This is a genomic window from Pseudomonas sp. I3-I5, assembly GCF_022699445.1.
GTDB classification, from domain to species: domain Bacteria; phylum Pseudomonadota; class Gammaproteobacteria; order Pseudomonadales; family Pseudomonadaceae; genus Aquipseudomonas; species Aquipseudomonas fulva.
The window spans coordinates 3,898,793-3,919,039 of the sequence record NZ_CP093940.1; the positions used below are offsets into that span (position 1 = coordinate 3,898,793).

The window sequence follows — 20,247 nt, forward strand, 5'->3', positions numbered from 1 at the left end:
TCGGGCCTTGCGCTGCGCACGTGCTTCCAACACAACCTCTCATGACTCTTGAGTTCAATACTGACTCCCCCTTACTCCATAGCGTTTAATCTTGCTTTTGATCTTGCTTTTGATCTTGCTTTTGATCTTGATCTTGATCTTGATCTTGATCTTGATCTTGATCTTGATCTTGATCTTGATCTTGATCTTGCTTTTGATCTTCGCGACTTCAGAAGGCCGAACGCAGGTCTTGCGGAGGGAGGTGACAGGCATGGATGCCTGTCAAGCGCTGGGCCCCAGGATGGGGCCTACAGCGCGGTCCTCCCGGGAGCAAGACCGGAGTGAGGGAACCCCGAAGCGCAGCGTAGGGGCCGTATGAACGGAGCGCAGCCTTTTTTGGTTACTTTTTGTGGCGTTTGACAAAAAGTAACTCGCCGTAAGGGCGAAAAGGTGATTAAGCGTCCCCATCGCAAATGGACTATGCGCTCTATCAATACCCACACCAATCCAACCAGACTTCAAACTTCAAACTTCAAAGCGTGGGCGCATACAGCAAGTTGGTATTCATTGGTGCAGGTGGCGCACAATCACCCTTCCGCCCTTACGGCGGCTCACTTTTTGTCTTGTCAAAAAGTAAGCAAAAACCGCCTGCTCCTATCATCCGGCCACTACGCTACGCTCCGGGGTCCCCTCGCTCCGGGCTTGCTCCCGGGAGGACCGCGCTGCAGGCCCCATCCTGGGGGCCAGCGCTTGACGGGCATCCATGCCAGTCACCTCCCTGCGCAAGCCCTGCGCTCGGCCTCCTGAAGTCGCGATCTGCGGCGCCTGAGCTACCGCGCACTTAGAAGCAAAAGCAGATGCAAAAGCATGGGCATGGCATGGGCACTAGGATGGAGGCGGGTATACTGCGGGCTTGCCAGCAGCAAGCCCTTGCGCGATGGCCACGCACAGGTCCGTAGTCCGCCGACCTGGCCACCTCCCGCGCTGCAAGCCGAACCACATCCTAATGTCGCGGTCTTCATAAGCGAAGGATCCGCTTCATACCTTGGCCCGGTGGGTTTGCCACCGCGCTTGTGTCATCATGCCCCAACCGCCGGTGAGTCTCCTTATAAGCCCTCTATGAACAGACCCTACGCATTGCTGCTTGCCTTCGCCCTGCTCCAGGGTTGCCAGAGCCTGCCCGCGCACAAGGCCGAGCCGGCTGCCGCCGACGTCGGCAAACCCGAAGCCGAGAAGCCCATGGTGTACGGCTCGTTCAAGCAGGATACGCTCTATAACCTGTTGGTAGCCGAGCTCGCCGGGCAACGCAATCGCTTCGACATCGCCTTGGCCAACTACACCGACGAGGCCGCGCGAACCCAGGACCCAGGCGTCTCCGAGCGCGCCTACCGCATTGCCGAATACCTGGGCGCCGATGAACCGGCGCTAGACAACGCCCTCATCTGGGCCCGCAACGACCCGCAGAACCTCGATGCGCAACGCGCCGCCGCCATCCAGCTGGCCCGCGCAGGCCGCTATGACGATGCCATGGCCTATATGGAAAAAGTCCTGCAAGGCCAGGGCGATACCCATTTCGATTTTCTGGCCCTGTCGGCTGCCGAAACCGACCAGAGCACACGCGACGGTCTGCTACAAAGCTTCGAACGCCTGTTGGCCAAGTACCCCGACAACGGTCAGTTGATCTTCGGCAAGGCCTTGCTGCTGAACCAGGACGGCAAGGCCGAAGAGGCGCTTGAGCTGCTCGAATCGCACGCGCCACAAAACGGCGAAATCGCACCCATCCTGCTGCGCGCTCGCTTGCTGCAAGCCCTGGACCGTGGCCCTGAAGCCCTCCCCCTGCTGCGCAAGGCGATTCGCGACAACCCCGACGACAAGCGCCTGCGGCTCACCTATGCCCGGACCTTGGTCGAACAGGACCGCATTGCCGACGCCAAGGGTGAATTCGTCAGCCTGGTCCAGCAGTATCCCGAGGACGATGAGCTGCGCTATTCCCTGGCACTGGTGTGCCTTGAGAACAAGGAGTGGGACGAAGCCGAAGGCTACCTGCAGGAGTTGGTCGAACGCGACAGCAACACCGATGCCGCGCACTTGAACCTTGGCCGTATCCGCGAAGAGCGCCACGACCCGGCAGGTGCCCTGCGCCAATACGCCCTGGTAGGGCCAGGGCCCGATTACCTGGCCGCGCAACTGCGTCAGGCCGACATCCTGATCGCCAACGGCCGCGGCACCGAAGCCTCTCGCCTGTTGGCCGAAGCCCGCGAGGCCCAGCCCGACTACGCGATTCAGCTTTTCCTGATCGAATCGGAAAGCTACAGCAATAACAACAAGGACGCCCAGGCCAGCCAGGTGCTGCAACAAGCCATCCAGCGCTACCCGGACGACCTCAACCTGCTCTACACCCGTGCCATGCTCGCCGAAAAGCGCGATGACCTTGCCCAGATGGAAAAGGACCTGCGCGCCATCATTGCCCGTGAGCCGGAAAACGCCATGGCCCTGAATGCCCTTGGTTATACCCTGGCCGACCGCACCACCCGCTACGCCGAAGCCCAGGCCCTGATCGACAAGGCTCATCAGCTGACCCCGGACGATCCGGCGGTGCTCGATAGCCTGGGCTGGGTGAACTATCGCCTGGGCAACCTCGACAAAGCAGAGGATTACCTGCGTCAGGCCTTCGCCAGCTTCCCCGACCATGAAGTCGCCGCCCACCTGGGCGAGGTGCTCTGGGCCAACGGCAAGCGGCGCGAAGCTCGCCAAGTGTGGGCCAAGGGCTTCGAAGCCCAGGCCGACAGCCCTGTGCTGCGCAAGACCCTCCTACGCCTGACCGGATCCGAGACCCTTTAAGACCATGCTATTGCGCCACTTCGTTACCTTCACCCTCATCGCCCTCCTGGCCGGCTGCGCCGGCATCGGCAGCCGCGAGGCCCTGCAGGGCCACGGCGACCCGCAGCAGTGGCGTGCCCACAAACAGCAGTTGAGCAGCCTCGACGGCTGGCAGATCAACGGCAAGGTGGGCATCCGTGCCCCACGCGACTCAGGCAGTGGCACCCTGTTCTGGCTGCAGCGCCAGGACTATTTCGACATTCGCCTGGCCGGGCCACTGGGCCGTGGGGCCGCACGCCTGACCGGCCGGCCTGACGCCGTGGTGCTGGAAGTGGCTAACCAGGGCCGCTACGAAGCCACCAGCCCCGAAGCGCTGCTGGAAGAACAACTGGGTTGGAAGCTGCCCGTTTCCCACCTGGTCTGGTGGGTGCGCGGCCTGCCAGCACCGGATACCAAGAGCAAGCTGACCCTCGACGGCGACAGCCGCCTGGCCAGCCTCGAACAGGACGGCTGGCAGGTCGAGTACCTGAGCTATGCCGAGCACAACGGTTACTGGCTGCCCGAACGCCTCAAGCTACACGGCAAGGACCTGGACGTGACCCTGGTGGTCAAGGACTGGCAGCCCCGCCAGCTAGGACACTGAGTCGATGCAAGCGCTCACCCTGCCCGCGCCGGCCAAGCTGAACCTGTGGCTGCACATCATTGGCCGCCGTGCCGATGGCTACCACGAACTCGAAACGGTCTTCCAGTTTCTCGACCACGGTGACGAGCTGAGCTTCGCCGTGCGGGAAGACGGTGTCATCCGCCTGCACAGCGACCTCGATACCGTGCCCCATGACAGCAACCTGATCGTGCGTGCCGCTCGCCAACTGCAGGCCCAATCGGGCACGCCCCTGGGCGCGGACATCTGGCTGAACAAGGTGCTGCCGATGGGCGGCGGCATCGGCGGCGGCAGCTCGGATGCCGCCACCACCCTGCTTGGCCTTGCTCACTTGTGGCAGCTGGAGTGGGATGAAGATCGCCTGGCGGCCGTGGGCCTCGGCCTGGGTGCCGATGTCCCGGTATTCGTGCGCGGGCATGCCGCCTTTGCCCAGGGGGTGGGCGAACAGCTCACGCCGGTCGATCCGGAACAGCCGTGGTATGTGGTGCTAGTTCCGCAAGTGTCTGTAAGCACAGCAGAAATTTTTTCACATCCGCAGTTGACACGTGATTCTCTCCCCCTTAAGATGCGCCCCGTTCCCAAGGGAAACAGTCGAAATGACTGCCAACCGGTGGTAGAGCAGAATTACCCGGAAGTTCGCAACGCGCTGAATTCGCTGGGGAAGTTCACAGAGGCTCGACTAACCGGAACTGGAAGTTGTGTGTTTGGGGCCTTCCCAAGCAAAGCCGAAGCTGATAAAGTTCTGGCCCTTCTTTCAGCGACCCAAACAGGGTTTGTGGCGAAAGGAAGCAATATTTCGATGTTGCATCGCAAGCTGCAAAGTCTGGTCAAGAAGTCGAGTGCCTAGCGCTCGCAGCAACAGATACAGGGGCGTCGCCAAGCGGTAAGGCAGCAGGTTTTGATCCTGCCATGCGTTGGTTCGAATCCAGCCGCCCCTGCCATTTTCCTTATACTCATCCAGGTATACCCTCAGCCTTCAGGTACTGCGCGTGTCCAAGATGATGGTCTTTACGGGGAACGCTAACCCCGATCTGGCTCGGCGTGTCGTACGTCAGCTGCATATCCCTCTCGGTGACGTCTCTGTCGGTAAATTCTCCGACGGCGAAATCAGCACTGAGATCAATGAAAATGTCCGCGGTAAAGACGTCTTCATTATTCAGCCGACCTGTGCACCGACCAACGATAACCTGATGGAACTGGTAGTGATGGCCGACGCCTTCCGCCGCTCCTCAGCTTCCCGAATCACCGCCGTGATTCCTTACTTCGGATACGCCCGCCAGGACCGCCGTCCGCGTTCGGCACGTGTAGCCATCAGCGCCAAAGTCGTCGCTGACATGCTCACTGTCGTGGGTATCGACCGTGTACTCACCGTCGACCTGCACGCTGACCAGATCCAGGGTTTCTTCGATATCCCGGTCGACAACATCTACGGCTCGCCCGTACTGGTCGACGATATCGAAGACCAGCGTTTCGAGAACCTGATGATCGTCTCCCCGGACATCGGTGGTGTCGTGCGCGCACGCGCTGTCGCCAAGTCCCTGGGTGTCGACCTGGGTATCATCGACAAACGCCGTGAAAAGGCCAATCACTCCGAAGTGATGCACATCATCGGCGACGTCGAAGGGCGCACCTGCATCCTGGTAGACGACATGGTCGACACCGCCGGCACCCTGTGCCATGCGGCCAAAGCCCTGAAAGAGCACGGCGCTGCCAAGGTTTACGCCTATTGCACGCACCCTGTCCTGTCGGGCCGCGCGATCGAGAACATCGAGAAGTCGGTATTGGACGAGCTGGTGGTGACCAACACCGTTCCACTGTCCGCCGCTGCTCAAGCCTGTGACCGTATCCGCCAGTTGGATATCGCACCGGTTGTCGCCGAAGCGGTTCGCCGCATCAGCAACGAAGAATCGATCAGCGCGATGTTCCGCTAAGCGGAACGCACGCTGACGAAAAGCGCCCCGCCCCAGCACATCCGCTGGGGCGGGGCTTTTTTGCCATCCCCGTTGGCGCTGGTCGCAAACGCCCTCGGGGGGCTATTTTGGAGAAACAAAATGACTGATTTCAATCTGAACGCCCAAGTGCGTACTGACCTGGGGAAAGGTGCGAGCCGCCGCCTGCGTCACTCCGCCAGCATCCCAGCCGTAGTCTACGGTGGTGATAAAGAAGCTCAATCCCTGACCATCGTGGCCAAGGAAATCACCAAGCTGTTCGAAAACGAAGCTGCCTTCAGCCACGTCATCGAACTGAACGTCGACGGCGTCAAGCAGAACGTCATCATCAAGGCCATGCAGCGCCACCCGGCCAAGCAGTTCATCATGCACGCCGACTTCATCCGCGTCGTTGCTGGCCAGAAACTGACCGCCAAGGTACCGGTTCACTTCATCAACGAAGAAGGCCCGGTCAAGAAAGGCGGCGAAATTTCGCACGTTGAGTCGGAGCTGGAAGTTTCCTGCGAAGCCAAAGACCTGCCTGAATTCATCGAGGTCGACCTGGCCAATGCTGAAATCGGCACCATCATCCACCTGTCGGACCTGAAAGCGCCTAAAGGCGTAGAGTTCGTCGCTCTGGCCCACGGTGATGACAAAGCAGTTGCCAACGTTCACGCCCCACGCGTGTCCGCTGAAGCTGAGGAAGAAGGCGCTGCCGAGTAATCCACTCGCACGCCGGCGTTGATCGGGTTACAGTGCCGCGCGCCCTGTAACCCACCAACTCCAAGGAAGAGCCCCTGACGTGACCGCCATCCAGTTGATCGTCGGCCTGGGTAACCCCGGCCCCGAATACGAACAGACCCGGCATAACGCAGGGGCTCTTTTCGTTGAACGCATTGCCAGCGCCCAGCGCATCTCGCTGACCGTTGACAAGAAATATTTCGGCCTGACGGCTAAGTTCAGCCATCAGGGCAACGATGTTCGCCTGCTGATCCCCACCACCTACATGAACCGTAGCGGCCAGTCCGTGGCGGCGTTGGCCAATTTCTTCCGGATCAAGCCGGAGGCCATACTGGTGGCGCATGACGAACTCGACCTGCCTCCCGGCGTTGCCAAGCTCAAGCGCGGCGGCGGCCATGGTGGGCACAACGGCCTGCGCGACATCATCGCGCAGCTCGGCAACCAGAACGACTTCCATCGCCTGCGGCTCGGTATTGGCCATCCAGGCGATGCCAAGCTGGTCTCCAACTTCGTCCTGGGCCGCGCACCGCGTGCCGAGCAGGAGAAGCTCGACGCCAGCATCGACTTTGCCCTCGGTGTGCTGCCGGACGTGCTCGCTGGCGACTTCGCCAAGGCGATGCGCGAGCTGCACAGCCAGAAGGCCTGATTTCCTTTAGAGAGGGGAATACCCATGGGTTTCAATTGCGGCATCGTCGGCCTGCCCAACGTCGGCAAGTCCACCCTGTTCAACGCCCTGACCAAGTCTGGCATCGCGGCAGAGAACTTCCCTTTCTGCACCATCGAGCCGAACAGCGGTATCGTGCCCATGCCCGATGCGCGCCTCAATGCGCTGGCTGAAATCGTCAAGCCCAACCGCATTCTGCCCACCACCATGGAATTCGTCGACATTGCAGGCCTGGTGGCCGGTGCTTCGAAAGGCGAAGGCCTGGGCAACAAGTTCCTCGCCAACATCCGCGAAACCGACGCCATCGCCCACGTGGTGCGCTGCTTCGAAGACGAGAACGTGATTCACGTTTCCAACAGCGTCGATCCCAAGCGCGACATCGAGATCATCGACCTCGAACTGATCTTTGCCGACCTCGACAGCTGCGAAAAGCAGTTGCAGAAAGTGGCCCGCAACGCCAAGGGTGGCGACAAGGAAGCCCTGGCGCAGAAGGCCATTCTGGAACAGCTGATCCCGCACTTCACCGAAGGCAAGCCAGCGCGCAGCCTGATGAAGAACATGAGCGCCGACGAAAAGGCCCTGATCCGCAGCTTCCACCTGCTGACCAGCAAGCCGGTGATGTACATCGCCAACGTCGCCGAGGACGGTTTCGAGAGCAACCCGCACCTGGACGTAGTGAAGGCCATCGCCGAAGAAGAAGGTGCTGTGGTCGTACCGGTGTGCAACAAGATCGAAGCGGAAATCGCCGAGCTGGACGACGGTGAGGAAAAGGACATGTTCCTCGAGGCCTTGGGCCTGGAAGAACCTGGCCTGAACCGTGTAATCCGTGCCGGTTACGAGTTGCTGAACCTGCAGACCTACTTCACGGCCGGCGTGCAGGAAGTACGTGCCTGGACCGTGCGCGTAGGCGCCACCGCCCCACAAGCGGCCGGGGTGATCCACACCGACTTCGAGAAAGGCTTCATCCGTGCCGAAGTCGTGGCCTATGACGATTTCATCCAGTACAAGGGTGAGAGCGGCGCCAAGGAAGCCGGCAAGTGGCGTCTGGAAGGCAAGGATTACATCGTCAAAGATGGCGACGTGATGCACTTCCGCTTCAACGTCTGATCCGCTGACAACCACGGCGTAAACAAGCAGGAGCGTTCAGTAGCCCAATCGAGGGCCTGCCGAACGCTCCTGTTTTTATTCAAGCCCGGAAAAAGCAAGAGCATTGCACCGGTGCATTGTGCCTACTCACCTCCCCCAGACCGCTGCTCGCCTGCCAGCATCACCAGCAAGGCGATCACCATCACTGCGGCACCCAGGTTGTAGAGCATGCCAGCCACAAACCCATGCACATACTGACCGGCCTGAACGAATGAGCCCTCCGCCCCTGGCAGGGCCGCCGCGAAGAAAATCCCAACTACGGCCACCCCCAGCGCCGCACCGACCTGCTGCACGGTTGAGATCACGCCCGAGGCCATGCCCGCTTTCGCTTCGTCAACCAAGGCCAGCACCAGGTTGAGCAAAGGGGTCATCACCAACCCCTGGCCCGCCCCCACCACGATCAGTACCGGGATCAGCCGAACGGCTACCAACTGCGCGCCTGCCGTCTGCACCTGGGCAATGAGCAACCCGATCGATAGGGCATACAGCAATGCCCCTGCCACGATGGCACGTATTCCCCAGCGCGCAACCAGCCGCGGGGCAGCGAGCGATGCCAGCACGAAACCAACACTGCAGGGTGCGAAGATGCTGCCGGCCCTGAAGGGATCCAGACCCAGCCCGCTTTGCATCAACAAGGCGAAGCACAGAAAGAAGGAACTGGATGTGGAATAGACCACCAGCACCAGTAGCGCACCCAGTGCAAAGCGACGCTGCGCCAGCAGTTGCATATCCACCAATGGCAAGTTGCCGGTCGCTCGTCGCCGTTCCTGCTGTCGCTTGAACAGCGCGAGCAAGGCCAGTGCCAGGCCGAGCGCGCAGAAACTCCAGGCAGGCCACCCCTGCCCCGGTCCTTCGATCAGCGGCACAAGCAGCAATGCCAGGCCCAGGCTGACCAGCGCCACGCCTGCCCAGTCCAGGTCCGGGCGCTGGGGGGCGCGGCTCTCGGGGATATAGCGCGCCGCCACGATGGCCAGCAACCCAATAGGCACATTGATCAGAAAGATGCTGCGCCAGCCTGATCCGAACAGGTCAGCATGCACCATCCAGCCGCCCAGCACCTGCCCCGCTATGGCAGCCAGCCCCAGCGTCATCCCCAGCAAGCCGAACGCGCGGCGGCTGTCCTGGGCATCGAAGTTGACCCGGATCGAAGCATAGACCTGAGGGAACAACAGCGCGGCGGCCAGCCCCTGTACAACCCGCGCACTGATCAGAAAAGCAGCACTGGGCGCCAGGCCGCATAACGCCGATGCCACGGTAAACCCTGCCATACCGACGATGAACAACCGGCGACGGCCAAATACGTCCCCCAAGCGCCCCCCGGTAATCAGCAACACGCCGAACGCCAGCTCATAGCCGGCCACGATGAAACCGATTTGCGCGAAGCTTGCGTTCAACCCGGTCTGCAGACTCGGGATGGCGACGTTGACCACGAACAGGTCGAAGATCGTCACGAAGCCTGCCAGCAAAAGTACCGACAGACCTACCCACGGCGGGCTTCCAAGGCGATGTGGGGGCGTTAACGGGAGAGGAGTATTGGCGTTCATCGTGCCTTTCCAGAATTTAGACACAGGCATTCTGGGATGGCCCATAACCCATTACAATTTAACCGTTTATGCTATTACTCAAAGCAACGAGACACGCCATGCGAACGCTGCAACGTACACGATCCGATCTGGCCGACTTCCTGCGCTCGCGGCGCGAGCGCCTGTCGCCCGAGGACGTCGGTTTGCCAAGCGGCGGCCGCCGGCGCACACCTGGGCTTCGACGCGAAGAGGTTGCCGCGCTCGCGGGTGTCGGACTGACCTGGTACACCTGGCTGGAGCAGGGCCGCGACATCGGCGTGTCGGCCAGTTTTCTGGACAACCTGGCGCGGGTATTGAAACTCGATGCCGCCGAGCGTCGCCATCTGTTCCTGTTGGCACATGCCCGTCCACCCGCTGAGCCAGGCAAGACCTGGTGTGTCTTGCCGTCGCTGGTACGGCGTTTGATGCACGACCTGCCGCACGCGGCCTTCGTCCTCAACCTGCGCTGGGATGTGCTGGGGTCCAATGGGCCTGCCGACGCACTGTTCGGGTTCGCCGCGCACCCGCCTGAGCGGCGCAATCTGCTCTGGCTGCTGTTCACCGACCCAACAGTGCATGGGCGCTTGCACGACTGGGACAGCCAGGCCCCGCTGATGCTGGCAAGCTTTCGCCGCGACTTTGCCCGGGCCACGCGAGAGGCCGATATCCACGCGTTGGTGGACGAACTGGAGCACGTCTCGCCAGCCTTCAAGGCCGGCTGGCGCACCCACGACGTGCACGCGCCCTGCAGCGGTGTGCGCCAACTGGTCATTGATGGACAGGCCCAGCCGTTCGAGCATACCTCGCTGACCGTCGATGAAGACCGGCACCTTCGGCTGGTGGTGTACGCACGTCAAGATGGGCTGCCAGGCAGCCCATAGGTCACGCGTCTTTTTCAGCGTCGTCCAGGCGTTGCCCGTCCTGCAGCAGCACCATGCTCTGCGGCGCCGACAGGGCGATACCTTCATCGCGCAGGCGCCCCAGTATGGTGAACAGCAGGTCACTGCGGGCCCCGCCCACCAACCGCGGTCCTGCCACATAACCGCTGACGCCAATTACCATGCCCGCATTGGTCAGGTCCTTGAACGACACCGATGGCGCCGGTGCTTCGAGGATGGCCTCGTGCTCCTGGAAGGCGGTCAGCAGCAGCTCACGGACCCGGTTGGCGTCAGTGTCCAGGGGCAAGGTCAGGGTAATACCGACCACACCCAGGGCATTACCCATGGTCACGTTGCGCACGTTCTGGGAGATGAACTGCGAGTTGGGCACGATCACAGTGGAGCGGTCCGACATCTGGATCTCGGTGGCGCGCACATTGATACGACGGATATCTCCCTCGACACCCGCCAAGCTCACCCAGTCGCCCACCTTGACCGGGCGTTCGGTGAGCAGGATCAGGCCGGAGATGAAGTTCTGCACGATCTGCTGCAGACCGAAACCAATACCGACCGACAAGGCACTCACCACCCAGGTCAGGCTGGTGAGGTTGATGTGCAGGGTCGACATCACCAGCATGGCCAGGAAGAGGAAGCCCAGGTAACCCACCAGGGTGACCAGCGAGGCGCGCATGCCGGCGTCCATGTCGGTTTCCGGCAGCAGGCGTTCACTCAACCAGCGCTTGACCACACGAATGGCCAGCATCCCGCCAGCCAGGATGCCGAGGGCCAGCACGATGTCCTGGGGCACGATGTTCAGGTTGCCGAGCAGCTTGCCGCCCGTGCCGTCCCAGTCCCCCAAGCTCAGCAACAGTTCACTGGGGCTGGTGCCCGACGGCATCAAAGTCAGCAGCAGGGCCAGGATCACCACGACGGTGCGGCCAATGCCGGCCAGCACCGTGCTCGCCTGCGCCTGGTGCCGTGGTGCCAGGCCCAGCGTGGACGCCAGCGCCAGGCCACCCGGTTGGCGAGGCGAGAGCAGCATTTCGCACAGATCACTCAGGAACGTCGTGAGCAAGTAGGCGCACGTGACGACCAGGCTGACCCACAGCAGCTTGGCGGTCAGGTAATAGGCCAGGGTCAGGTAGCCGGTGATCAGTGATAGCAGGATCGCAGCCAGCCACACCACCATCACGAACGGGATCAAACCGGCCAGGCCCGTTGCCCGGTCAATACCATGCCGACGCCGAGCACGGCGGTAGGCCATCAGGGCGCCGGCGAAAATCAACGCCACCACCAGAGCGGTAAGGCCATTGACCGCTACGGTCAGGGCCAGGCTGACGCCGATCACACTGTTGACCCGCTCCAGGGTCATCATCACCATCAAGGCCAGTGCCAACACCTTGGGGAACCAGCCCAGGGCCTCGGCCACTTCATCCGCAATCGCCGGCAAACGCCAGGAGGGGCGCTGCAACATCAACAGTGCCCGGCCAAGGCCGGTAATGAAGGCGCTGAACACCACCAGGGCAAGGATGTGGTCGGTCAGGCTGGCCAGGTCCGAACCCAGTTGCGCACTGCTTTCAACGCCCCAGCGCAGCAACGATACCGAGCCGGCAATGGTGCCCAGGGTCGCCAGGCTTACGCCCACGGCCAAGGCACTGCGACGCAAGCGCCCCTCTGGCAACCAGCGCACCATGGACCTGGCCAGCAGCCGCTCCAGCAACCCTCGCACCAGGGTCCATACCAGGATCGAGGCGATCAGGCTGGCGAAGAAGAGCCAGCGGTGTTCGGCGCTCAGGGCACTGTCGAGCGCATCCGTGATCTCGCCACGCAGGTCATGCAGCCGTGCCACGTCGTCCTGGGTCGGGCGGATCATGCTCTGCCAGAACGCAGGGCTCAACGGCGACGCTGCCCGGCTGGATATCTGCGAGTTGAACAGGCTGCGGCGCAGGTTGACGATCTGCGTGGAGAGGTCCCGCGCCGACTGGGTCAGCTTGGTGGCCTGGTTCTGCTGGGCCATCAGGGTTTTCTTCTCGGCCTCCAGCGCCTTGCGCTGCTGGGTCAAGGGCGCAGGCTCGTCCGGCTGCGCCGGGCCGATGACTTTCAACTGGTCATCCACCTTCTGCGCATCGGCTGCACGCTGGGTGCTCAAGGCATCGGCCTGGCGCTGGACCTGCACGGCCGCCATGCGCAATTGCGCCAGCAGGTCATCGTTGGCGTCACTGGTGACGCCCTGGCGAATCTGGTCCAGCCGGTCGCTGAGCTGGTCAACGGTCGCGGTTTCGTCCAGTGCCGGTGCGTCGGCGGCAGCCTGCGCCGTCGCCGCAGGGGCCGGCGCCGACCAGGCTGGGTTGGACGCTGCCACGATCAGCGCCAGCAACAGCATCAGGCTGTGACTAAAGCGGGCAAGGCTGACACGCCTCATCGAACATTCCTCTTTGCAATTCGATCTGGCAAGCGATTCTACGCCGCTTCGGGCCATCAGGAGAGGGCTGTTTCGCGTGCCAACAATTGCCGTTTGCGCTCGATCCCCCAGCGGTAGCCACTGATGTCGCCGTCCCGGCGCACCACCCGGTGGCACGGAATGGCCACGGCAATACGGTTGGCCGCGCAGGCCTTGGCCACTGCCCGCACCGCCGTGGGGGCGCCTATGCGCTGGGCGATGTCACTGTAGCTGACCCGGCAGCCGGCAGGTACTTCACGCAGCGCCTGCCACACGCGCTCCTGAAAGACGGTGCCCTGCACATCCAGCGGCAGGTCCAGACCGAGCGCCGGCGCCTCGACGAACCCGATGACCTGCGCCACGACCCGTTCGTACTCGGCATCGGCACCCACCAGCTCGGCGTTGCAGAACTGGTCTTCCAGGGCATGCACCAGCGCCTCGGGCTCATCGCCAAGCAAGATCGCGCAGATGCCCTTTTCGCTCTGGGCGACCAGGATGGCACCTAGCGAGCACTGGCCCACGGCGAAGCGGATGGTCACCCCGGCGCCACCTGCGCGAAACTGCCGTGGTGGCATGCCCAGGCGCTGCTCGGCGCCGGCATAGAAGCGGCTGCTGGAGTTGTAGCCCGCCTCGAAAATGGCATCGGTGACCGAGCCCTGCCCCTGCCCCAGGCTGGTCCTGAGGCGTTGGGCGCGGAAGGCCTCGGCATAGGCCTTGGGGGTAAGGCCGGTTTGCGCCTTGAACAGCCTATGTAAATGGAACGGGCTGACGGCCAGGCGCTCGCCCAACTGCGCCAGGCTGGGCGGTAGATCGCACGCCTCGATCAGGCGACAGGCACTGCTGACCAGGCGCCGCGTACGCGCCGACATGGCAGGCGGGCCCGCGCAGCGCTTGCAGGCGCGGTAGCCTGCTGCCTCGGCCAATGCCGGGGACTCGAAGAACTCCAGATTGTTACGCAGGGGCAGCCTGGCCTTGCAGCCTGGATAACAGTAGATACCGGTGGTGCGCACGGCATAGACGAAATGGTCCGCCGCCTCGGCAACACGCGCCGCGACGGCCTGCCAGCGCTGCTCGGGAGTGGTATAGGTTGTCATGTTCGTCTTCCGGGCTAAGTGCAGTTCGGCAGGCGCTCAGGCCCGCCACAAGTACTAGGCAGCGATGGTGCGATAGGGTCGCCAGGCGGCGCCCAAGGCGCGCATCTGTGCAGGCGTCGGCGCTTTTTCCATAGCCTTGAGCCGTCGATAGCCTTCGCGTACGCCAAAGTCGTCTACCGGCAGCACATCCAGACGCTCCAGGCTGTAGATCAGCAGCATCTCTACCGTCCATCGCCCTACCCCACGCAGGGTCACCAGGCGCTCGATCAATTCGTCGTCAGTCATGCCCAGGGCCTGCTCGCGGGTTGGCACGACACCGTCCAGGCGACCTTGGGCAATGCCCAGCACCGTGCCCAGCTTGCTGGCCGAAAAGCCGCAGCTGCGCAAGGCGGCGGGGTCCGCTGCCAGCAATTGGTTAGGCGTGGGGAAAACCTCTTGCCCAAACAGCGCCAGCAGTCGTCCAAGGATGGCGTCGCCTGCACGGGCGTGCAGTTGCTGGTAAGCGACCGACCTCACCAGTGCCTCGAAGGGTTCGCGCCCCGGAGTAGTACGGTGGCGGCAGGGGCCGACGGCGGCGATGTGCCGTGCCCAGTCCGCATCCAGCCCACTCAGGTACTCGGCCGCTTGCCGGTAGGCGACAGGTTCGGCGTCGATCAACATTGAAGCGGCTCCATCGACCAGAGGAGATGCCAGCTTAACCCAGCCACTCATCGGCCGACTGCCAGATCTTGCGCAAGTAATTCCTGAGGGAGCATTGCTCGCCACAGCCCTACCCGCATAGAATTGAGAACCATTCACAATCACACCTGACAGGAACCGACCGTGGCGACGATGCAGCTTCCCGACACGCTCAAACCGACCGAGGTCGCCCTGCTCTACCAATCCCACCATGCGTGGTTGCGCGGCTGGCTGCGCAGTCGCGTCGGTTGCAGCGAACATGCAGCCGACCTGGCCCAGGACACCTTCGTGCGGCTGTTGCGCGCCCGGCAGACCTCGCCTTTGAAAGAGCCTCGCGCCTACCTCAGCAGCATCGCCCGTGGCCTGATGATCGACCAGTTTCGTCGCCGGGCGCTGGAGCGGGCCTACCAGGACAGCCTGGCACATCTACCCGAAACCGACATCCCGAGCGAAGAACACAGGCTGGTCATCCTCGATAGCCTGGAGCGGCTCGACCGTGCCCTGCACCAGCTCAAGCCGCGTGCTCGCCAAGCCTTTCTGCATGCGCAACTGGACGGGCTGAGCATCATCCAGATCAGCTTGCTGCTGGGCGTTTCGAAAGCGACCGTGGAGCGCGACCTGGCCAAGGCGCTCAAGACTTGCTACCGGTTGCGTTATGCCGACGCCTGACGAAGCACCGGCCCAGGCCCGTGTCGACCAGGCCATCGACTGGTTGGTCAGGCTACGCTTCGGCAGCCCCGGCCCGGATGCCCAGGCGCAGTTCCAACGGTGGTTGTCCTTGCACCCTCACAATGGGTTGGCCTGGCAGCGCGTCAGCAACCTGGGCGATGAGCTCGCCGGGCTGCCCAAGGACCTCAGCCGTCGTACCCTGCAAGGCAGCGAACGCCAAGGCATCAGCCGGCGCGACCAGCTCAAGCTGGGGGCCTTGCTGGTGGTCGGCAGCGGCCTTGGGTGGATGGCGCGTGAGCCGCTGGGCCTGCCAGAGCTGCTGGCCGACAGTGCCACGGCCACCGGCGAGCGCCGACAACTGCAAGGCAGCGATGGCAGCCGCATCCAACTGAACACCGCCAGTGCCATCGACCTGCGTTTCACGGCGGGCCAACGCCGCCTGGCGCTTCTGCGCGGTGAAGTCAGCCTGGACAGCAACCCTGCCGACAAGCGCCCGTTCTTCATCAATACCCGAGTGGCCACCCTGCGCATCCTCGACGGGCAACTGCTGGTGCGCCAGAGCGATCACGACTTACTGGTGGCGGTGCGCCGGGGCGAAGCCACGGTGATGACCGGTGCCACGCCAGTGCGGGTACATTCCGGCGAGACCTTGCGCGTGCAGGCCAATGGAGGCCATCAGGCCATCACGCCGCCCAGTGACCCTTGGGGCTGGACGGAAGGTGTACTCAGCGTTCGGCAAATGCCGCTGGCGGATTTCGTCGCCGAGCTAAACCGATACCGCCCCGGCCTGCTGCGCTGCGCGCCAGCGGTGGCGAACCTCAAGGTTTCCGGGACCTACCAGCTGGCCGACACCAATCAGATCCTGCAGCTACTGGCCCGCAGCCTGCCGGTGCGTATCGATTACCACACCCGGTATTGGGTCAACATCGATGCCGCTTAGGTCTCGGCATGGCCGTCCGGGGCGCCAGTTGGCAACCACTTGAGTAACCTGCAAGGCCGTTCCTGCACGGAAGTCTGCTAGTTTTCAGAGGGTGTGCACGACGGCTGCTCACGCCGATGAGACTGCCGTGCAAAGCACACGAACAGACCGGCCATCAATGCCAGTGCCATGGGCAGCCCGTGGGGCGCGACGTCCATGGCGGCACCGCTGATCAGCGGCCCTACCAGGCTGCCGACGCCCCACAACAGCCCGACGCTGGCATTGGCGGTGACCAGGTCCTGCCCTTTGAAACGCTGGCCTATCAGCACCAGCGCCAGGGTATAGATACCGCCCGCGACCGCGCCCAACACCACCAGCAACGGCCACAACAGCCACGTCATGTTCAGCAACCAGGGCAACCCTATGCCAATGGCCATGGCTACTACCCCGCACGCCAGGTGCAGGCCAGTGCGCTCGACGCGATCGGCAAGCCAGCCCAGCGGCAGTTGGAACAGCATGTCCCCTGCGAACACCACGGTCACCATCAGTGCCGCCACGCCCACAGCAAATCCGTGGCTGCTGGCATACACCGGCAAGAGCGAGAGCACCACCGCATCGAAAAACGAGAAGAACAGCACGGCCACGCACAGGGCCGGGGCCACGCGGAAGAAGCCGGCCAGTCCGAAGCTCTTGTCGTCTTCAGCGTGCAGCACCCGGTCATTGGGAACCGTTACCACAATGCACGCCAACGCCAGGCCATAGCAGGCCGTGACCACGCCAGTGATCCATGGGCTGTGGGCACCGAGCACCGCCAGCATCGCCGGTCCAAGCACCTGGAAACCGGTAAAGCTGGTGGCGTAGAGGGCCATGATCTTGCCGCGGTTATGTTCCTGGCACAGTTCGTTGACCCACGATTCCCCGAGAATGATCGCGATACCCATGCCAAGGCCCAACGCCAGGCGCAAAACCGCCAGCCCCCACAACGAGGCGAATGCAGGCTCCAGCAGGCCGATGCTGAGCGTGCACAGGCTGAAACACAGCAAATAGAGCGTGCGTCGCTTGAAATACCGGCAACAGGCATCCACCAGGAATGCCGACAGCATCATGCCGGCCGCGGGGATGGCGGAAATCATCCCGATTTCGAGGGTGCCTGCGCCAGCCTCGTGCAGACGCAACGACACCAGCGGCAGGGTCGCGCCCAGGCTGAATCCCACGACCGAAACGGCGAACAGCAAGCCCGCCAGCAAACGCATGTTCATGAACCACTCCCAGCAAACCGATAAGACGTGCAGACAAAAACGCACCCACCAGCACGGCGGACGCTGTTCAAATGCTGATCAGTTCAGGTGTGGCGAGAAGGTGAAGGCAAACAGGACGCTGCGGCGGCGCTTGAGCACGGTGTCACTCGGCCAGGCACGGCGCAGCCCATCCAGGGCAGGCTGACGGCAACAGGGCAAGGACTGGAAACGGCGCATTGCTTTGGCTACTACGCAGAAAGTGAGCAAGAGGCGGCACTCTAGGCCAGAGCAGGCGATACCGTCAATCGCCCCAGTGCCTGTGGCGTCAAGGGGCATCCGTGCCCCGTTGATCATCAGCGCTTGCCAGTGCTCGGCAGCAATACCGCCAGCACCCCGAACAGGGGCAGGAACGAGCAAAGCCCGTATACGTATTCGATACCGCGCAAGTCAGCCACATAGCCCAGCAATGCCGCGCCGATGCCGCCAAAGCCGAACATCAGGCCAAAGAAGATGCCCGCGATCATGCCTACGCTACCGGGCACCAGTTCCTGGGCATACACCACGATGGCCGAGAATGCCGAGGCCAGGATAAAGCCGATCACCACGCTCAGTACCGTCGTCCAGAACAGGTCCGCGTAAGGCAGTGCCAGGGTGAACGGTGCCACACCCAGAATCGAGAACCAGATCACCGCCTTGCGCCCGATGCGATCGCCGATGGGCCCGCCAAAGAAGGTGCCCGCCGCTACCGCGCCCAGGAACAGGAACAGGTGCAACTGGGAACTGGCGACCGAAACGCCGAACTTCTCGATCAGGTAGAAGGTGAAGTAGCTGGTGAAGCTCGCCATGTAGAAGTACTTGGAAAACACCAGCAGCCCCAGCACCACCAGCGCGGCAACCACGCGTGCGCGGGAGATGCCATGGGTAGCCTGTACCGTCTTGCGCGCCTTGGCCTGGCTCAGGTGCTCGATGTACCAGCGGCGCAGCATCAGGGTCACGGCGAGAAAGAACAGTGCAGCCACGCCAAACCAGGCGACGTGGGTTTGCCCGAACGGAATGACGATGGCCGCTGCGAGCAACGGACCCAGGGCAGACCCAGTGTTGCCGCCTACCTGGAAAGTCGATTGCGCCAGGCCAAAGCGGCCTCCGGAGGCCAATCGCGCAATACGCGAGGTTTCGGGGTGGAATGTCGAAGAGCCGATGCCCACCAGGGCCGAGGCGAGCAGAATCATCGGGAAGCTGCCGACGAATGCCAGCAGCACGATACCGATCAGCGTGCACACCGTGCCCATGGGCAGCAGATTGGGCGTGGGCCGGCGGTCGGTGAAAAAGCCTACCCAGGGTTGCAGCAGCGACGCGGTGATCTGGAATGTCAGGGTGATCATGCCGATCTGGGCGAAGCTCAAGTCGTAATTGGCCTTGAGCATCGGGTAGATGGCCGGCAGCACCGACTGGATCAGGTCATTGATCAGGTGCGCCAAGGCGCAGAAGCCGATGATGCGCATCACCAGCGGTGTAGCGGTGCTCGCCTGCGCTTGAGTGGACGCCGGGGCGGCGCTGGGGATGGCCATGGCCTGGATCTCCGTCGGAAAGCTGGGCTCCGATTATCGGGATACAAATAGATACATAGCTACCTTTTTTTCCAGATCCAGTCTGGCAGCCATTTTCCCAGGCCTGTGGTGGGCGTCAGATAGGATCAAGCGGATGCGCGGTATGAAGAGGTAAAGGCCGTAACTGCAGCTGATCACCCCTACGATTCGGGCTTTTCAGAGGATGGATAACACTACGCATCACGCGATCGATCGCTAAGTTTTTGAAAGCGTGTAAATTTTTTTTATAAATCGTGTTGACAGGGGGGCCGTTCAAGAGAATAATGCGCGCCATCGGCTACATAGCTCAGTTGGTTAGAGCATAGCATTCATAATGCTGGGGTCCGGGGTTCAAGTCCCTGTGTAGCCACCAAACAAGACGAAGGGCTTACCGCAAGGTAAGCCCTTTTTCTTTGCCTGCCAGAAAGTCAGACGGTTTTCGGCAGCCGGTGCAATCAACCCACACTGCTCATCGCCACCATCAGCCCCAGCGCAATGAGTGCCACCCCGATCACCCGGTCTGCGATGATTTGCCGCTCGATCATTGCCTTGCGCAATACGCTGTTGGAAAAAAACACAGCGACCAAGCTGAACCACGCCCAGTGCGCAAGCGACATGAATGCGCCGTAGGCCAGGTTGAGCCACAGCGGGCTGCCCTGCTCCACCACCTGGCTGAACGCACTGATGACGAACAGCATGGTCTTGGGGTTCAGGCAATTGGTCAAAAACCCGGTGCGCAGCGCTTGCAGCGCCCCGCCTGCAGCACCTTTGTCGTCAAGACGCACGCGCACAGTGTTGGTCAAGGACCGATAGCCCAGGTACAGCAGGTAGCACGCACCAACGGCCTTCATGCACAAGAACAGTGTCGGGCTCTGAGTCACGATGATCGATAGCCCGAGCACGGTGTACAGCACATGCACCTGAACCCCAAGGCCAATACCCACGGCAGCGGCCAGGCCAGCAATGCGCCCTTGCGCATAACTGCATCGGGTGACCATTGCAAAGTCGGCGCCGGGGCTGATGACCGCTAGCAGGGTGAACAAGGCGACAGCGAAGATTTCAGTCATTCATGGACTCTCGATAGGCGATGAACATGCACAGGTCAGGCATTATCGAACGCTTATCAGGCGCCTAAAAACGATTTAAAGTGCGTGAAATCGGTGAGTTTTCATCGTGCTTCATCACGCGTATCGGCTGGTTTTTCCATACGCGCATACCGCACCCATCAGGAATCCTTGCCTGCC

19 protein-coding genes and 2 tRNA genes are annotated in these 20,247 nt (G+C 62.3%); 12 read left to right on the top strand and 9 right to left on the bottom strand.

Features of this window, described 5'->3' with window-relative positions:
• Positions 1-54: 54 nt before the first annotated feature.
• Entirely contained in the window at positions 55-252 is a 198-nt protein-coding gene (locus MOP87_RS17385) for a hypothetical protein (protein WP_242809850.1), read from the bottom strand.
• Between the two features lie 846 nt (positions 253-1,098).
• Here MOP87_RS17385 and MOP87_RS17390 point away from each other — a divergent pair.
• The 8 genes from MOP87_RS17390 (at position 1,099) to ychF (ending at position 7,900) form a co-directional block, all read left to right on the top strand.
• The gene (locus tag MOP87_RS17390; protein WP_027915449.1) at positions 1,099-2,820 is read left to right on the top strand and encodes a tetratricopeptide repeat protein; all 1,722 of its coding nucleotides are present in this window, start codon (positions 1,099-1,101) and stop codon (positions 2,818-2,820) included.
• Between the two features lie 4 nt (positions 2,821-2,824).
• Entirely contained in the window at positions 2,825-3,442 is a 618-nt protein-coding gene (gene lolB, locus MOP87_RS17395) for a lipoprotein insertase outer membrane protein LolB (RefSeq protein ID WP_023533208.1), read from the top strand.
• A gap of 4 nt (positions 3,443-3,446) precedes the next feature.
• Positions 3,447-4,307, top strand: a complete 861-nt coding sequence (gene ispE / locus MOP87_RS17400) for a 4-(cytidine 5'-diphospho)-2-C-methyl-D-erythritol kinase (RefSeq protein ID WP_242809851.1) — start codon at positions 3,447-3,449, stop codon at positions 4,305-4,307.
• 19 nt (positions 4,308-4,326) lie between these two features.
• Positions 4,327-4,401, top strand: a tRNA-Gln gene (locus MOP87_RS17405).
• 48 nt (positions 4,402-4,449) lie between these two features.
• Positions 4,450-5,391, top strand: a complete 942-nt coding sequence (locus MOP87_RS17410) for a ribose-phosphate pyrophosphokinase (RefSeq protein ID WP_003247410.1) — start codon at positions 4,450-4,452, stop codon at positions 5,389-5,391.
• Positions 5,392-5,511: 120 nt separating this feature from the next.
• Entirely contained in the window at positions 5,512-6,111 is a 600-nt protein-coding gene (locus tag MOP87_RS17415; protein ID WP_027915451.1) for a 50S ribosomal protein L25/general stress protein Ctc, read from the top strand.
• A gap of 79 nt (positions 6,112-6,190) precedes the next feature.
• Positions 6,191-6,775 carry an aminoacyl-tRNA hydrolase gene (gene pth, locus MOP87_RS17420; RefSeq protein WP_027915452.1) on the top strand — a complete coding sequence of 195 codons (585 nt, stop codon included), beginning with the start codon at positions 6,191-6,193 and terminating at the stop codon, positions 6,773-6,775.
• Between the two features lie 24 nt (positions 6,776-6,799).
• Positions 6,800-7,900: a redox-regulated ATPase YchF gene (gene ychF / locus MOP87_RS17425; RefSeq protein ID WP_027915453.1), complete on the top strand. Its 1,101-nt coding sequence runs from the start codon at positions 6,800-6,802 to the stop codon at positions 7,898-7,900.
• A 122-nt stretch (positions 7,901-8,022) separates the two neighbouring features.
• Here ychF and MOP87_RS17430 read toward each other — a convergent pair whose 3' ends face one another.
• Positions 8,023-9,483, bottom strand: a complete 1,461-nt coding sequence (locus MOP87_RS17430) for an MFS transporter (RefSeq protein WP_242809852.1) — start codon at positions 9,481-9,483, stop codon at positions 8,023-8,025.
• 98 nt (positions 9,484-9,581) lie between these two features.
• Between MOP87_RS17430 and MOP87_RS17435 the strand changes: the two genes are divergently transcribed.
• Complete coding sequence (locus MOP87_RS17435; protein WP_242809853.1) at positions 9,582-10,382, top strand: helix-turn-helix transcriptional regulator; 801 nt, start codon at positions 9,582-9,584, stop codon at positions 10,380-10,382.
• Position 10,383: 1 nt separating this feature from the next.
• Here the strand turns inward: MOP87_RS17435 and MOP87_RS17440 are convergent, their stop codons facing one another.
• The 3 genes from MOP87_RS17440 to MOP87_RS17450 are packed head-to-tail and all read right to left on the bottom strand — an operon-like array spanning position 10,384 to position 14,573.
• Entirely contained in the window at positions 10,384-12,801 is a 2,418-nt protein-coding gene (locus MOP87_RS17440; RefSeq protein WP_242809854.1) for a DUF3772 domain-containing protein, read from the bottom strand.
• Between the two features lie 56 nt (positions 12,802-12,857).
• Complete coding sequence (gene ada, locus MOP87_RS17445; protein WP_028688098.1) at positions 12,858-13,913, bottom strand: bifunctional DNA-binding transcriptional regulator/O6-methylguanine-DNA methyltransferase Ada; 1,056 nt, start codon at positions 13,911-13,913, stop codon at positions 12,858-12,860.
• 54 nt (positions 13,914-13,967) lie between these two features.
• The gene (locus MOP87_RS17450; RefSeq protein WP_242809855.1) at positions 13,968-14,573 is read right to left on the bottom strand and encodes a DNA-3-methyladenine glycosylase 2 family protein; all 606 of its coding nucleotides are present in this window, start codon (positions 14,571-14,573) and stop codon (positions 13,968-13,970) included.
• A gap of 171 nt (positions 14,574-14,744) precedes the next feature.
• Here MOP87_RS17450 and MOP87_RS17455 point away from each other — a divergent pair, with 171 nt between their 5' ends.
• Positions 14,745-15,260 (top strand): sigma-70 family RNA polymerase sigma factor, encoded by a 516-nt coding sequence (locus tag MOP87_RS17455; protein ID WP_027915459.1) that lies wholly within the window; start codon positions 14,745-14,747, stop codon positions 15,258-15,260.
• Entirely contained in the window at positions 15,247-16,200 is a 954-nt protein-coding gene (locus MOP87_RS17460; protein WP_242809856.1) for a FecR domain-containing protein, read from the top strand. Before MOP87_RS17455 ends, MOP87_RS17460 begins: the two co-directional genes overlap by 14 nt.
• Before the next feature lie 77 nt (positions 16,201-16,277).
• Here MOP87_RS17460 and MOP87_RS17465 read toward each other — a convergent pair whose 3' ends face one another.
• From MOP87_RS17465 to MOP87_RS17475, 3 genes are all read right to left on the bottom strand, one after another.
• A complete protein-coding gene (locus tag MOP87_RS17465) occupies positions 16,278-17,438 on the bottom strand; it encodes an MFS transporter (RefSeq protein WP_088523234.1) in 1,161 nt (386 codons plus the stop codon).
• 78 nt (positions 17,439-17,516) lie between these two features.
• On the bottom strand, positions 17,517-17,654 hold the full coding sequence (locus MOP87_RS17470) for a hypothetical protein (protein ID WP_165919232.1): 138 nt from the start codon (positions 17,652-17,654) through the stop codon (positions 17,517-17,519).
• Positions 17,655-17,770: 116 nt separating this feature from the next.
• A complete protein-coding gene (locus MOP87_RS17475) occupies positions 17,771-18,985 on the bottom strand; it encodes an MFS transporter (protein ID WP_059183632.1) in 1,215 nt (404 codons plus the stop codon).
• A gap of 314 nt (positions 18,986-19,299) precedes the next feature.
• On the opposite strand from MOP87_RS17475, the gene MOP87_RS17480 reads away from it, so the two are divergent.
• Positions 19,300-19,376: transfer RNA gene (locus tag MOP87_RS17480), tRNA-Met, on the top strand.
• Between the two features lie 82 nt (positions 19,377-19,458).
• Here MOP87_RS17480 and MOP87_RS17485 read toward each other — a convergent pair.
• Complete coding sequence (locus MOP87_RS17485; RefSeq protein WP_059183631.1) at positions 19,459-20,070, bottom strand: LysE family translocator; 612 nt, start codon at positions 20,068-20,070, stop codon at positions 19,459-19,461.
• Positions 20,071-20,247 lie beyond the last annotated feature (177 nt).